Source organism: Shewanella mangrovisoli (assembly GCF_019457635.1).
GTDB lineage: Bacteria > Pseudomonadota > Gammaproteobacteria > Enterobacterales > Shewanellaceae > Shewanella > Shewanella mangrovisoli.
In genome coordinates, this window is sequence record NZ_CP080412.1 from 2,150,071 (window position 1) to 2,165,511 (window position 15,441).

Below are 15,441 nucleotides of genomic sequence, written 5' to 3' on the forward strand. Positions count from 1 at the left end.
ACTATATCGAAAGCACTATGAATATTCGCCACCTGCATTACTTCCAACAACTCGCGCAATTACAGCATTTTGCCAAAGCGGCAAACGCCTGCCATGTGACGCAACCGACGCTCTCTGCGGGGATCTGCTCCCTTGAAAAAAGCCTTGGCACTGAGCTGGTGGTACGGGGTAGCCAGTTTGTGGCGCTCACGGATGCGGGGCAGATCATGCTGCAATACGCCGAGAGAATGTTGCAGGAACAGGCGGCGTTAAAGCAGGAGTTGAGTCTGTTTCGCGGCCAGCTCACGGGTTCGTTACGGATTGGCATAGTGCCGCAATCGAGCATCGACATCATGCCGTTGATTAAGCTGTTTAATCAGGCTTATCCCAATATCAGCATCAAGTTATCTGTGATGACCAATGGGCAATTGATTGAAAGCCTGAGCCTGCATAAAACCGATATCGGCCTTGGATTTGATGAACAGCTCACCGAGGTTAATCGACGCAGCTTTGTGTTTTACCCGCAGCGGGCCAATCAAATGGCGCTGTTGTCCTGTGATTCGGTTGATGGCAGTGCAAGCAAGTGCTTGTCTTTATATGACATTGGCACGCGTCCCTTAGTGCTGCTGAGTCAAAATATGCAGTTTAGAAAATACATAGATAATGCGATGGCGCAGGCGGGGATCGATTTTAATCTGGTGCTGGAAACCGACTCATTATTCCACCTAATCGGCGCGGTAAAGCATGGTTTAGGCTGTGCTATCGTTAGCCGCGGTATTGCCGAATCGGTGGCGCAACTCTTTGGGATCCCGTATCAGCTTTTGGACGGTGTCAGTTCAGGGCAAACGGTCTTTATGACCCGTAAGCACAGCATAACACCCGCAATGAAAGCCTTTATGCGTCAGCTTGAGTCTTAAAGCATGACTGGTTATTGCTCACGTCTTGATGAATACCATACCAAAGCTGCCCGAGGGCAATCCCCCCATCGTTGACGGGAATATGTTTGTTGGGCAGCACGGTATTGCCTTGTTGGTGCAGTTTATTGAGGCAATATTCGAGCAAATATTGATTTTGAAACACTCCGCCGCACAGCACCACGGGCAGGGCTGGATAGCGCGCGGCATAACCACAAATGGCATCCCCCACACTATGCAAAAAGGCGCGGGCGATCTGCTCTTGCCGAACGCTAGTGAGCGGCGCTTCGGTAATCAGCGTGATTATCTGCTTAAAGAGTTGGCTGCTGCGCCAGATATGGGGTTCGTGTGCCGAGCTGTCACTGGATTGATTCGTCGTGTCCAAGGACAAGTCGAGCATTAGCGTCGGCAGTTGTTTGGCGTCGGCCCGTCTTGCCGCCGCTTCAATTAACATGCCCGCTTGGCCTTCAAATTGGGTTGTGTCGATAAAGCCTAGGGCGCAGGCGAGGGCATCGAATAAGCGCCCCACCGAGGAGCTGTTAATCCCATGGCCGTTTTGCCAGATCCGATGCAGATTGCTTAAGGTTAGTGGCGTCAGGCTTTTTAGGATGGGCAAATCTAAGGCTTGTACCGCCGCTAAACTCATTTGTTCAAATAGCAAAGCTAGCAGCAATCGTACAGGCTGCTTAATTGCCAGTTCTCCACCAAGCAAGGGAATGGCCTCGAAATGGGCAAGCCGCTCGGCACCGTTAAGGGTGGTGAGTAAGACTTCGCCGCCCCAGAGGCTGCCATCGTTCCCAAGCCCTGTACCATCGAAACTAAAACCTAACACTGCATCCTGATATTGATTGATGGCCATTACGCTTAATACATGGGCGTGGTGATGCTGCACACTGAAGGTTTGGATTGAACGAGAGTCTCCACGCAGCGTATCAAGGCTTTGCTGTTGCTGCGCCTCAGCCCAGCGCGATGGCGCGTAGTCTGGGTGCTTATCGTGGACAATCAGCTCGGGGCTGAAATGATACAGGCGGGCAAAGGTCGCCAAAGTGCGCTCGAAGTACTGCTCGGCGCTCATACTAAAAAGATCGCCAATATGTGGGCTTAAAAACACATTTGAGCCGAAACCTAAGGCAATGGCATTTTTTTGTTGGGCGCCCACGGCAAGTATGGTGCGACTCAGTGGCTTGGGTAACGGAAAACTTAAGGGCGCATATCCCCGCGCTAAACGCAGCACTTGCACCTGTGGCACACAGCCATTTGGCGGTTGGATAAGTTGCACCACGCTGTCATCACAGCCATTGAGGATGGGCCGATTGTGATCGACGATGGCATCCACCACATGACCTAAATGGCTGATGAGCTCATCGCAATGGGTGATAATCGGCTCGCCAGACAGATTCGCACTGGTCGCAACTAAGGGAGCATTAAATAGCCCGAGTAGCAAATGATGCAGGGGAGTGTAGGGCAAAAAGATCCCGAGTTTGGGGATGTTAGGCGCAATCTCAGGGCTTAGATCGTGCTTATGCTGTGCTTGCATCAGTACAATGGGACGCTCCTGCGAGCTTAAGGTTTGCCACTCCGCCTGTGTGCCCGTTACATAGCGTTTTGCCATTTCGATGCTCGGCATCATCACCGCCAACGGCTTAGCCTTGCGTTGTTTACGTTGCCTTAATTGACTGACTGCCTGAGTGTTTCTTGCATCACAGACTAAATGGAAGCCGCCAAGGCCTTTAATCGCCAGAATTTGCCCTTGGGCAAGCTTTTCGGCCGCAGCCGACAATACCGCAAGGCTGTTATCTTGCGAAACAGACAAGGAGTGAGGTGCGAGTAACTCGCCCTGAGGCGATTTTAAACTCAATTGAGGGCCACACTTAGGGCAACTCACAGGCTGGGCGTGGTATCTGCGATTTAGCGGATCTTGATAGGCTTTGGCGCAGTCGGGACACATGGCGAAATCCGCCATGGCCGTATGATGGCGATCGTAGGGCAAGGCATTGATAATAGTGTATCTTGGGCCGCAGTTGGTGCAATTGGTAAAGGCATAGCCATAGTGGCGGTCCTGCGGATTATGCATATCGCCGAGGCAATCCTGACAGGTACTCTTGTCGGCCGATACGGCAACCAGCGCGGCTAAGTTATGCTCACCAGAGCCATTACTTTGGCTATCACTTTGGTTATCACTTTCGATAATATCGAAGCTGGCTTCTTCAAGCTTTACCGCTAACGGACTTTGGCTAATCTGATCGATACGTGCCAGTGGCGGCGGATTGGTGGTTAACTCGCGCACAAAGCAATCCAACTGTGCGGCGGAGCCTTGCAGCTCAATCATCACGCCCTTGGCATTATTCAGCACAGTGCCGGTTAACTTAAGCTCACTCGCCCAGCGGTAAACAAAGGGGCGAAAGCCCACGCCTTGCACTATGCCCGTGATATGCAGTTGGCGGCGCTCGAGTCGCTCGGTTTGATTGGCGGGTGAGGTGGCTTTTTTCAATCTCGGTCTTCTTCGCTTATCTGGCAGCATCTGCATGGAAGATAAAACATTTTATCCTCCATGCGTTAGCGCTATCTGAATTTAAGGCTAGCGGTGAGCGGGTGTTGTTAAAGGCTATTTAACTGCCGCTGCTTCACATAGAGCGCGCCTACGGCTAAGTTGTCGCCCTCTAGATCGAGGCTGCGATTAAGCAATAGCGGGAAATTTTTCCCGAGTCGCAAGCTAATACGCTTGCAGAGGGTTTCGTTGGCTAACTCATTGCCCGCTAAGGCAATGTTGTGTACACCGATATTTAAATCAATGTGTTCCAGCCAATTGGCGAGGTAGTCGGCGAGGGAGTCTTGCATTGCAAAAGCCAGCTGACTCGGATCGCTGTGCCCCGCGACGCGAAAACTTAGCAAAGTGCCGAGGGTTTTACACCAATTCAGGCTGCGGTGCGCTTCGCCCTTGGTGAGGGGATAGTCGATGCGCGGCGCATTGGCACCATGGTAACGCATGGCGGCGGCGAGCAGGGCATCGCTCAAATAGGCTGGCGACTGAGTTTCTTCCTGCGGATTTAATCCAATCAACACTGCGGCAATCGCCCAGAGACTCTGAAGATTATCGCGTCTGCCATGCAGTTTTAGGCTCAGCAGCTTTAAGTAATCATCAGGGAACTGGCTCTTAAACTTTTGCGCGACGGCTTTTTGTGGACTGCTGTCGAGGCAATGGAAAATCTCATAACCATTATCGGGCAGTTCGGGCAGGGCGAAAAATAGCGAGGTTTCGCCCTTATTATCACAGGTGACGATTTGGCTAGGATGCGCGTGGCTTAAGTAAATTACCGCCGCATTTTTGGCCTGCTTGTGGGTGGTGAACTTGCCATTGAGTAAGGTCGCAAACAGCGCCGTATCTGCAATAGTATGATCTTCCTCATCGCCCTGATATTCGGCTGTATTGTCTGTAGAAGTTAGCGCTTGGACGCTGAGTAAACCTTGGTGTGAACGGGTTTTCTTATTGGCTTGCCACTTCGCTTTAAAACCTGAAAAACGAATCTCTTCCCGTAAGGGCTCTGGCGCATGGAAGTGTTTTACCGTTTGGAGTTGTGCACTGCTTGGGCTAGAAAGCTGTGCCCAGGCACCTTCAACCCATGCCAGTTGTGGTCTATGGTGCTGCCCTTGCAGATAAACCCAGTCGATGCCTTTTTGCCTTAATACTTCGGCAAGTACCAGTACCACACGGCTATAACCAAAGCAGATATCGTATAGCGGCGCTGACAGTTTTTCGTGCGCTTGGGTGGGTCTTGCGCAAATCAGCGGTTTTTCGATACTGGATAGGGCGATGACTTGATGATCTTTCAGGCAAAAATGCGCGTTGAGGGTATTGGGATTACAAATAAGTAGCTGCGGTCTTGCCGATGTTGGATTGGTAAAAGGCGCTAAGCTTAATTGCACGCTTTCGCTGGTTAAATCAAGCGTTCCTTGGCTGATAAGTTGCGCGGCCATGGCCTTAAGATCGGAAAGTGTTAACGCCTTTTGCTCGCTGGTTAAGCGCATCTCACCGTGGCAGCAGGGGCAAGTTAAATCGAGCTGACCAAATTGCGCCGCCTGATTATCACCAAAGCGGGGGTAACACTGTTGGCAAAAGGCTGCGACGGATTTATCCGCTTGCGTCGCTTCTGTAGGCACAACCTCCAATAATGTCCGCTGGCCTTGTGGCTCATCGATCACTTTAATGCCTGAATCGACGAGCCAAACGGAAATTAAAAAGTCGGCGGCGATAGCATCGGCGAGCTGCTCAAGCTGTATTTGCTCGCCCTGCGCCTCAATAAAATAGGTTTGAGGGCCAAAATCATTTTGGCTGTCGCAGCCGATGCTGATATTGAGCGCATCGTAATTTAGGTATTGATTACATAAATGCGCATACAAAGGCACCTGCCGTGAGCAGGTAAACTCAAATCTGATGTGTTTCATCTTCTATATTTTCACCAGTAGTGACGCCACGTTTGTAAGAATTGGGGATCAGCGAATCGATACTATGCTCGGCAATGCGTGTCGCGGTGAACCCGAGGGAGGCTAAGTGGGTTAACAGGGTTTGTTCCATCAGAGGGACGGCGGCGGCAACCTTAGTGGTCAGCCCCAGTGTCATAGGCTCTAACACGGTTGGAGTGACGCCCAGCACAAAGGTTTTAGGTCTGTCGCCCACCATTTCCATCATATTGAGGGTTTGTAGCATTTCGACTTCATGGGCGCTGCCTTGCCAGTCGATTTCCTGAGGGGCCTTATCAAAATCGAAGAAATACACTTCGCCAGCCTCGACGCCGTTGGCATTGACGGTATCGACAACGATCAAATAATCGTATTGGCAAATAATCGGAATGAGTCCCTGGGCCAAGGTGCCGCCATCGAGCATCTCCAGCTGGTGGGACTCGTGTGTGAACTGATAATTCTCAGCGATGTAATTGACAAAATGTACGCCGATGCCTTCATCGGCGTACAGGACATTGCCAATACCCAGTAGCAATATCTTCATTGGACTCCTAGTGGTGTGAGTCTGGTTTCGGGTAGTCGTAACCAGAGACAATTGAGTCGACAGAGTTATGTTTGAAGCGTATCCCTGACCAAACCGCCATATAGACGTGGATAACTACAAAGATAACGAATGCCCAAGTGAGGTAGTGGTGCCAAATTCTCACCTGAGCCAGTCCACCCATTTGCGCCGTGATCCAAGCTGCGCTGCTCCAAAGCATGCCACCTAAACCTTCATGGTAGACGTTGGCATACAGCACGAGTCCAGTAATACATATCACAAGTGCCACGAAGGAGATTGCTACGTAGGTCACAAATTGCAGCGGTCCATAAACACCGGCTTTATGCAAGTGTCCCATCCAAATGTAGGATTTCAGTTGGGTGATCCAGCTCTTAACGCTCATCACATCACGGAATGAGCGCCGCTCGATATCGCTTCGACTGAAAAAATACAGGTAGAAGCGGGCCAAGGTGACTGCGGTCAACACAAAACCGCAGATCAAATGGGCAAAGCGGATCCAGCCTTGTACCAATACATCCGTGCTGTCGGGCGCTACAAGAAACGGCCAAGCAATATAGAATCCGGTGATCACCAGCACTAAAATGGTCAGTGCCCGTAGCCAGTGGAAAATCCGTATCGCGGGACTAAAAACCAGTGTCCGAATGCGGGTTTCAGAATGGTTCATGTTGCGTTCCCTCCCTCGTTGTTATTGACCATTGGGGCTGACACGGAACTCGCTCAATGCTTGACCTTTGAAATCCATCACGTGTACAGAACACGCCATACAAGGGTCGAATGAGTGAATAATACGTATCACCTCAAGGGGTTTAGTGGGATCTTCCAGTTTTAAGCCAATCAGTGAGGCTTCATAGGGACCAATCTTGCCATTCGCGTCCACAGGACCTGCGTTCCAGGTGGTGGGCACGACGGCTTGATAGTTCTCAATGACGCCGTTTTTGATGCGGATCCAGTGGCTTAACATGCCGCGTGGCGCTTCAATCATGGCGTGACCCACATATTCCTTACTCGGATCAATGTGTGGCTTCACATAGGTGGTTTCATCGGATTGAATATTAGTGAGCAGGGCATCGAAGGTTCTGAGGCCTTCCTGCGCCACGATAACCGTTTGCAGCATACGTGCAGCGGTGCGGCCTAAGGTGGTGAACAGGGCTTCAACCGGCAGACCCGTGCGAGCCAGCAGCGCATTGACGGCATCGACGACTACTTTGTTGCCACGGGCATAGCTCACCAGCAGGCAGGACAATGGACCTACTTCGACCGGTTCGCCTTGATAGCGGGGCGATTTTACCCAAGAGTATTTGCCATCGCCATCTAAGGTGGGCAGTTTGCCATAAACCGTATCGCGCTCAACAAAGCCGGTGTAGTTGGGGATAGTTGTGCCATCGTAGGGATGCTGCGGCGCATCGGCGCTATACCAGGCATGGCTGACGTCTTCGGCGATAAGCTCTGGGTTAATATCGCTCACACCCGCTAAGTCGCCCTTCATGATCACGCCTTGGTCGAACAGATATTCGCCATTGGCAAGCACAAAGTCATTGGTCGCCATGAAGTTTTTAACGTTCACGCCGCCAAGTACGCTGGCTTCACCACCAAAGGCTTCCGCCGCCATGACGATATCCGCTTGATAGGCACGCAAAATAAAGTCGGTCACTATCGCGTGTTTTTGTTTCCACTCCTGCAGACGCGCAGGGCTTAACATATCGCGAACTGAGGTGACACCGCCGACAACCAATGATTGTGGATGCGGCTGTTTACCGCCAAAAATCGCCAGCATTTCGGCGGCAACCCTTTGTACTTCAAGGGCTTTGAGGTAGTGCGACAGGGCAATCAGGTTTTGCTCTGGGGTAAATTTATAGGTGCCATTGCCCCAGTAAGCGTTAGCGAAGGGGCCGAGTTTACCAGTTTCGACAAAGCCTTTCACCCGCTCTTGCACCGCTCTTAATTCACCTTCGCCCGCGGCAATCGGCTTATCGGTATATTTCAGGGCGACCTGAGCAGCTTTAGCGGGATCGGCACTTAAGGCCGAGACCACATCGACCCAGTCTAAACCGTGTAGATGATAAAAATGCACTATATGGTCATGCATATAGAGCGAGGTTTGCATTAAGGAACGTAGGTATTTAGCGTTTAACGGGATTTGAATGCCTAAGGCATTTTCCACCGCTTCAGTACCACAGCGATAGTGGGAATAGGTACAAACACCGCAGATCCGCTGCACGATAAGACCCACGTCCATTGGCGTGCGGCCCTTGAGGATGACTTCAATACCGCGCCACAGGGTAGAGGATGACCATGCCTTGTTGATGACATTATTCTCATCAACTTCGACTTCAATACGTAAGTGACCCTCGATACGGGTGATAGGGTCGATAACAACGCGCTTGCTCATGGGTTATTCCTCCAGCGGCTTGGCAAAAATACTGGCAACGGCGTGGGCTCCAATGCCGACGACAGTCGCGCCTAAAATCACCGCACCGACGGTGTCTGCGGTCGCATCCAATCCATGGAGGAGTTGACGACCAAGGGGTTTTTCAAAATCGGCCATATCATCCCAGAAGTTAGGTTCTGAGCAGCCCATACAACCGTGGCCCGCTAACACTGGCCAGCTGGTGTGATGGTTAAAGCGCTCGGTGGGGCAGTTGTTATAGGTATAAGGTCCTTTACAACCCACTTTGTAGAGGCAGTAGCCTTCTTTTGCGCCGTGATCGCCAAACTCTTCAACGAATTCACCGGCATCGAAGCGGCCGCGACGTTCACAGTTATCGTGTACCCGTGCGCCGTAGGCCCATTTTGGACGATTGAACATATCCAGCGCTGGCAATTTGCCGAACATGATGAAATACATCAGGGTGCCGACGATGTTTTTCTCACTCGGTGGACAGCCGCCTAAGTTGATCACCGGCTTGCTCACTACTTCGTGTACACCCTTGGCTCCTGTGGGATTGGGGTAGGCGGCTTGCACACCACCGAAGGAGGCGCAGGTACCGACAGAAATAATCGCGGCAGCGCCATCGGCGGCATGCTTGATGATTTCTAAGCCCGTATGACCTTTACAGCCCACGGTTAAGAAGCTGCCGTTATTGGCGGTTGGAACCGCACCTTCAACGGCCAGTAGATAACGGCCTTTGTAGGTTTCGAGGGCATGCTCGAGGTTTTCCTCTGCTTGCCAACCCGCGGCGGCCATTAAGGTTTCGTGATATTCCAACGAGATATGATCGAAGATCAGCGAATCTAAGTTCGGCGTATCGGCGCGGACTAGGGACTCGGAGCAGCCAGTACACTCGGCCATATGTAACCAGATTAAGGGTACACGGTCGGCCAGCTCGGCGGCTTCGGCGACTAAATTACTAAATGGCAACGGCAGGGCAAGCATGCCTGTCACCATGGCGCTCCATTTCATGAAATCACGGCGGGTGATGCCATGTTGTTGCATTTTTTCGACAAGAGAGAGCTGTTGACGGGGAGCGAGTTGGCGCAACGCATCTAAGCGCGCCTTTCCCTGTTCATAGAGGGCTGCATGTGTGTCCATGGGTCAACCTTTTTTGTTATTTAAATGTAAATTGGTAAGGGTTTACATAATTGACATAGCCAGTTTAGGCCCTAGGCGATTGATAATTCTTGATGCATATCAAGAATTTTCAAGAGATGTGATGAAACTGATTTTGACATTTAATTAACATGACGCAGATCTAATTTCGAATTTGCTAATGGGACAAAATGTCGCATTTTTAACATTTTTGCCGCTAGAGTTCACTTTGTAATCAATTGATGTCGTAGGAATAAGTGGAATAGCAGACTTAATTTATTCTTCTACAGTTTAAGAAAACCTTAAGATTCAGTTAATAGATTCAAACGCAATTGTGATGGGTGGAAGACGTATGAAAAAACTCTTGTTGTTACTCGGATTATTCAGTGTGGGAGCCTATGCAGCTCCGTCGCTCGATCACCAAGTTTTCGATCCGCAAAACCAAGCGGTTTCCTTAACCGAGTTTAAGGGCAAAGTGGTCTATGTGGATTTTTGGGCCTCTTGGTGCGGGCCATGCCGTAAGTCATTTCCTTGGATGAATGCGATGGCACAAAAGTATCGCGACCAAGGTTTAGCCGTGGTCGCGATTAACCTCGACACCGATAAGGCGCTTGCCGATGAATTTTTAAAGCAGGTTCCTGCAACCTTTAATGTGCGTTTTAACCCCGAGGGAGATGTGGCACGAAGCTTTGATTTATTGGGGATGCCCAGCAGCTTTATGTTCAATCGCCAAGGCGTGTTAGTTAAAAGCCATGTGGGCTTTTACCAAGACAATGCCGCCGATTATGAGCAAGAGCTCATCAGTCTATTGAAGGAGTAGTGTATGCGTAAAATCACCTTGATTGCCGTTTCGTTGATGATAGTGGGGTTAACTGGTTGCTCAAGCTTAGGGGTGCAGCCGTGGGAAAAGGGGCAATTCGCCCGCGCCGATATGGCGCTCGATAGTGAAAAGTTAGACCAAGCATTAGACGATCATATCTATTTTAGTAAGGAAGGCAGCAGCGGCGGCCGTGCGTTTGCGGGCGGCGGTTGTGGCTGTAACTAGCCAGTATTGCTTGAACAGGTTGTGCCATAGATTTTCATTTTTATTCGGTTTTTAGTCTAAATAAGCTTCAGTGACATAAAGGTGTTGTCAGCCATGACAAATAATAACAATAAGTTAGACTCAATAGCCCCACAAGTTATCCAAGCTAAACCGCAGACCAAGCACATTGCCAGCGCCTTGGCCTTAGCCAGTTGTGGCTTGTTTGTCGCTAATGGTCACGCCACTGAGCTTGCAAAAAATGCCGATGATTGGAAAGTCGATGCCGCGCTTATGTATTACGGTGAGCAAGACAGGGTGCAGGCAATCGAAGCCATTGGGACTGCGCAAAAAAACTTTGGCGACGACAGTGTGTTGGATTTAAAACTGGTGGTCGACAGTTTAACCGGCGCTTCGGCTTCAGGCGCGGTTGCCCAAAGCGACAGCCAAACCTTTACCCGTCCTTCCGGTAATGGCCAGTATAAAGTGGCGGCGGGTGAGACACCGCTCGATGATACCTTCCACGATACCCGAGTACAGGGCAGTGCTAACTGGTCACAGGCTTCCGATTGGAAAGTCAACGGCGGCGTCTATGGCTCTAAGGAATTCGACTATATGTCGATGGGCGTGAATGCAGGGCTTGAGCGTGGCTTTAACAAGGACAACACCACGCTGTTTTTAGGGACTTCTTACAGCTTCGATGTGGTTGATCCCGTGGGTGGCAGACCCGTGGCCTTATCCTCTATGGCGATTCGGGATAACTTTACCACGGATGAAGCCTATCGCGCGGCATTCGATGCGACTCGCCAAACGAGCAGTGACGATAAACAAACCGTCGATTTGATGTTAGGTATTACCCAAATATTGAACCAGCGTTGGTTATTGCAGGCGAACTATGGTTTATCCAGTGTCAGCGGCTATTTAACCGATCCCTACAAAGTGTTGAGTGTGGTGGACAACAATGGCACTACTGAGGACATAGTCTACGAGAATCGCCCCGATTCGCGCCTGAAACACAGTTTCTATGTGATGACCAAAGGCGCACTCGATTCAGGTGTTGTGGACTTTTCCTACCGCTATAGCACTGACGATTGGGATTTAACTTCGCATACCTTAGAGACCCACTATCGCTATTACTTTAGTGGCAGTTTCTACGGACAATTGCACTTACGTTATTACCAACAGTCAGCGGTGAATTTCTATCAGCCGTTCCTGCTTGCCGATACCCAGCTACCCGAGTTTGCCAGTGCGGATTACCGCATTGGTGATATGAGTGCTTATACGATAGGGGTTAAGTTTGGCCACCGTCTGTCTGGCGGCCATGAGATGACATATCGCTTGGAATATTACCAACAGGATCCGAAAAACAATGGCACAACGATCCCGGGCGAGCTGCAAAACTACGACTTATTCCCAACCCAAAAGGCGATAACGGCGCAGTTTAGTTATTCATTTTAAAGGTATACTCTGCTACTGAGCCGTAAACAAAGCGCATCAATATGGGACGTGTTGCCCATATTGAGCGTTACGCGAAGTACAGAATAAGGATACGAAGATGCCAGCAGTTTCCCCTAATGCGCCTTATCGACTCGTGCGCCGTGATTGGGGATTTTTGGGCGAGTTTAGGGCCATGGCGAGCCCCTGTGAGCTATTGATTGCCAGCCATGATGAAGACATCGCCTACGATATGCTCGATATGGCGGCCCGTGAGGCGCGAAGAATCGAGCAAAAGTACAGCCGTTTTATTGAAGGCAATTATCTATGGCGTTTGAATCATGCCGATGGCAAACGTCAGTCAATCGATGAAGAAACCTGGCAACTGTTGGCTTTTGCGAAACAATGCTTTGAGTTAAGTGGCGGGCTATTTGATATTTCGGCCTGCCCGTTAATGCAAGTGTGGCGTTTTACGCAGGACGCCAAGATGCCCGTCAAAGCGGATATAGAAGCTGCGCGAGCCTTAGTCGGCTTTGCATGTATTGAGTTTAATTCCCAAGAGTTGCTGATGCCCCAAGGCATGCAGCTCGATGTTGGCGGTATCGCCAAAGAATATGCGGTCGATAGGGTCGCCTATGAGCTTGCCGAGTCCTATGCGGGAATTTCGGTATTGGTTAATTTTGGCGGAGATATCGCCTGTCCAGTGGCCAATGCCGTGCCTTGGCAGGTGGGGATTGAAGATCCACATCAGCTTGACCATGCCGCGAAAGTGCTTGCCATCACCCAAGGCGCCTTAGCTACCAGTGGTGATACTCGGCGTTTTATTGAGGTCGAGGGGAGGCGCTATGGGCATATCGTCGACCCTCGCACAGGCTATCCAGTAAACGGAGCGCCACGTTCAGTGACAGTGCTTGGACCAAACTGTGTCACTGCGGGCATGTTGGCCACCATGGCCATGTTACAGGGTGAGCAGGCCGAAGACTTTTTAGCCGAGCAATCGGTTCAGTTTAGTATTTTTCGATAGGGCATTATCAATGCGTATCATGTTAGTGGAAGACAACGAGTTACTAGCCCAAGGGATCTGCTTGAGCCTTGCAAAAATGGGGATGCAGGTCGATCACCTCAGTAGCTATCAGCAAGCATTGGTGGGCATTAAGAATGAGACCTTTAGCGCCATAGTGCTCGATTTAGGCTTACCCGACGGTAATGGTAAGGAGCTACTCAAAGCGTGGCGCGCCGAAGGCGTTTCAATCCCAACGATTGTGCTCACGGCTAACACGGATTTTGATACCAAACTCGAGTGCCTCGATATCGGCGCCGATGATTATTTAGGTAAACCCTTCGATGTGCGCGAGTTAGCCGCGCGCATTCGGGCGATTGTCCGTCGGCAATATGGCTTAGATAATAACAGTTTGAATATCGGCGCGTTAAGTATCGACCTCAACACCCGCGAAGTGAGTTTTCGCGATCAAAATGTGCCTCTGTCACGCCGGGAGTTTCAGCTATTGCTGGAACTGGCGCAGTCCGCTGGCCGTGTATTGACCCGTAATCAGCTAGAGCAGTTAACCTACGGCTGGGATGAGGTTGGTAGCAACTCGATTGAGGTCCATATCCACCATTTGCGTAAAAAGTTAGCCAATGACTTGATTAAGACGGTACGCGGCATTGGCTACACCCTAACCGAAGTCAATTAACCCATTAAAATTGACACTCGTGCAAGGATTTAAGTGACAAACCCGGCGTTTATCGGTATTTAGTAACTGCCTTTTAGGCATGTCTACTCTCACCATAAACGACGGGGACCACAGGGTGAATCGACTCAAGGTGCTGGATGTGTACTCATTACGTTTGTTATTAACCTTGTTGATGCTCTCGGGGATTTCAGTTTCCGTGGGCATTTCAAGCTGGTTCAGCACCCGAGACTCTAAGCATCAAATCGAAGAGTTATTCGATGCGCAGATGCTGCAAAGCGCGAAAATGCTTGAACTGTTCTATCACGACGAGGAAGATTTCAAAGCGCCGCAAGAGTTGCCGCAAGTTCTCCATGTGCCCGACAGTCAAGTGAGCACATTTGCCGAAAAAGCCGATGCGTTAAAACTCGCCTATGAGCATAAACTTGCCTTCCAGATCTGGAGTGAGGCGGGGCAAGCACTGGTCTTTTCAGACAATATTGGCCGCAAACCCATCACTAAGTTTGTCCAAGGCTACAGCAAAAAAGTGTTCGAAGGGGAACTCTGGCATGTGTTTAGCTTTTTTTCGGTCAAACACAAAGTCTGGATTATCACCGCCCAGCAGGATGAAGTGCGCCAAGAGTTGGTCTCACAAATTATGCACAATGCCGTGATAGTGCCGTTGATCGTGGTGCCATTAACCTTGCTTATCGTCAGCTTGCTGTTTTACATCTTGTTCCGTCCGTTGAAGTCCTTCGAGCGCGAGTTAATGGCGCGCTCGCCTAACGATCTTACGCCGCTCACTATGTCACTCCCCAAGGAACTCGTGCCCGTGCGCCGCGCGCTAAACCAATATATCAGCAGCATTGCACACTTTATTGCACGGGAACGCCGCTTTAGTGCCGATGCGGCCCATGAGTTAAAAACCCCCTTATCCGTGATTAAATTACATCAACAGGGTTTAGAAGGCTTAGTGGGAGAGGGGGATGCGGAGCGCATCCACCTCGCCGCCATCGATGCGGGTGTGAAGCATATGAGTCACACAGTGGAGCAGCTCTTGCTGCTTGCACGGGTCGATTCGATTGCCGAATTGAATGTGCAGTCTTATCCGCTGTTGCCAATGGTAGAGGATGCGCTGAACCAGTTAATGCCACTGATCACCGACTATGAATGGAATATCGAAGTAGACGCAGCATTAACGCTCAACTGCGATCGCTTTTACCTGTTGATCGTGCTGAAAAATATCATCGAAAATGCCTGTAAATATAGTCCTGCTGAAACGCAAATTTGCATTAGTGCAGCACTAACTGACGCTTATGTAGAGATCAACATCGCCGACCGTGGGCAGGGCATGACCCATGAGCAAATTGCCAGCGCGACGGAACGCTTTTACCGCGTCAATGAAAATGAGGGGATAGGTGCGGGATTAGGGCTTTCCATCTGCCACCACATTATTGATTTGCACCAAGGGCAATTGACGATAACGCCCCGCGAAAATGGCGGTTTAGTGGTTACCCTATTATTACCTCAATAGTATCGTTTGCTTTGTTGATACGCGCCTGATGCAATAAATTTTGTTGCAACAGGCTCGCGTATTGGCAGGCATCACCTAAGATTATTGTCAGCAGTCAGTTTGCAAAAGAGGCTGATTTTGTTTCTATAATGCGAACTAGATAGCACTTTACTCACATACGTTACTTTTAAAGATCAAATCCGTATGTTAATTCGAATTTGATATTCTTTATTGGTATAAGTATATTGCTAAATAGTATCGTGCAAAAGGAGTTAACTGCATCTTTATTTATGAGTTTTTTACTCCTTCTGATATCTTTCGCGATATGTAACAGCCTGTGTTTTTTTACCATCAAACCGCGGTA

At 50.0% G+C, this 15,441-nt stretch carries 13 protein-coding genes; 7 read left to right on the forward strand and 6 right to left on the reverse strand.

Features of this window, described 5'->3' with window-relative positions; all coding sequences use genetic code 11:
* Nucleotides 1-17 precede the first annotated feature (17 nt).
* Entirely contained in the window at nucleotides 18-896 is an 879-nt protein-coding gene (locus tag K0H60_RS09490) for a LysR family transcriptional regulator (RefSeq protein ID WP_220057980.1), read from the forward strand.
* Here the strand turns inward: K0H60_RS09490 and hypF are convergent.
* From hypF to hyaA, 6 genes are all read right to left on the reverse strand, one after another.
* Nucleotides 874-3,420 (reverse strand): carbamoyltransferase HypF, encoded by a 2,547-nt coding sequence (gene hypF / locus K0H60_RS09495; RefSeq protein WP_220057981.1) that lies wholly within the window; start codon nucleotides 3,418-3,420, stop codon nucleotides 874-876. The genes K0H60_RS09490 and hypF overlap by 23 nt on opposite strands.
* A gap of 71 nt (nucleotides 3,421-3,491) precedes the next feature.
* Nucleotides 3,492-5,336, reverse strand: a complete 1,845-nt coding sequence (locus K0H60_RS09500) for a NiFe hydrogenase (protein ID WP_220057982.1) — start codon at nucleotides 5,334-5,336, stop codon at nucleotides 3,492-3,494.
* Complete coding sequence (locus K0H60_RS09505) at nucleotides 5,317-5,895, reverse strand: HyaD/HybD family hydrogenase maturation endopeptidase (RefSeq protein ID WP_011622590.1); 579 nt, start codon at nucleotides 5,893-5,895, stop codon at nucleotides 5,317-5,319. The genes K0H60_RS09500 and K0H60_RS09505 overlap by 20 nt, the downstream gene beginning before the upstream one ends.
* A gap of 7 nt (nucleotides 5,896-5,902) precedes the next feature.
* Nucleotides 5,903-6,577, reverse strand: coding sequence for a Ni/Fe-hydrogenase, b-type cytochrome subunit (cybH, locus tag K0H60_RS09510; protein ID WP_088211234.1), 675 nt, complete (start codon nucleotides 6,575-6,577; stop codon nucleotides 5,903-5,905).
* 21 nt (nucleotides 6,578-6,598) lie between these two features.
* Nucleotides 6,599-8,302, reverse strand: coding sequence for a nickel-dependent hydrogenase large subunit (hyaB, locus tag K0H60_RS09515; protein ID WP_220057983.1), 1,704 nt, complete (start codon nucleotides 8,300-8,302; stop codon nucleotides 6,599-6,601).
* Nucleotides 8,303-8,305: 3 nt separating this feature from the next.
* Entirely contained in the window at nucleotides 8,306-9,442 is a 1,137-nt protein-coding gene (gene hyaA, locus K0H60_RS09520; RefSeq protein ID WP_088211232.1) for a nickel-dependent hydrogenase small subunit, read from the reverse strand.
* A 349-nt stretch (nucleotides 9,443-9,791) separates the two neighbouring features.
* Between hyaA and K0H60_RS09525 the strand changes: the two genes are divergently transcribed.
* The 6 genes from K0H60_RS09525 (at nucleotide 9,792) to K0H60_RS09550 (ending at nucleotide 15,098) form a co-directional block, all read left to right on the forward strand.
* Complete coding sequence (locus K0H60_RS09525; protein WP_220057984.1) at nucleotides 9,792-10,259, forward strand: TlpA disulfide reductase family protein; 468 nt, start codon at nucleotides 9,792-9,794, stop codon at nucleotides 10,257-10,259.
* Nucleotides 10,260-10,262: 3 nt separating this feature from the next.
* Entirely contained in the window at nucleotides 10,263-10,484 is a 222-nt protein-coding gene (locus K0H60_RS09530) for a DUF4266 domain-containing protein (RefSeq protein ID WP_220057985.1), read from the forward strand.
* Nucleotides 10,485-10,577: 93 nt separating this feature from the next.
* Nucleotides 10,578-11,918, forward strand: coding sequence for a DUF3570 domain-containing protein (locus K0H60_RS09535; RefSeq protein ID WP_220057986.1), 1,341 nt, complete (start codon nucleotides 10,578-10,580; stop codon nucleotides 11,916-11,918).
* 97 nt (nucleotides 11,919-12,015) lie between these two features.
* Nucleotides 12,016-12,918: an FAD:protein FMN transferase gene (locus K0H60_RS09540; RefSeq protein WP_220057987.1), complete on the forward strand. Its 903-nt coding sequence runs from the start codon at nucleotides 12,016-12,018 to the stop codon at nucleotides 12,916-12,918.
* Nucleotides 12,919-12,928: 10 nt separating this feature from the next.
* Nucleotides 12,929-13,588: a response regulator transcription factor gene (locus K0H60_RS09545; RefSeq protein WP_011716887.1), complete on the forward strand. Its 660-nt coding sequence runs from the start codon at nucleotides 12,929-12,931 to the stop codon at nucleotides 13,586-13,588.
* 115 nt (nucleotides 13,589-13,703) lie between these two features.
* On the forward strand, nucleotides 13,704-15,098 hold the full coding sequence (locus tag K0H60_RS09550) for an ATP-binding protein (protein WP_220057988.1): 1,395 nt from the start codon (nucleotides 13,704-13,706) through the stop codon (nucleotides 15,096-15,098).
* Nucleotides 15,099-15,441: the final 343 nt, after the last annotated feature.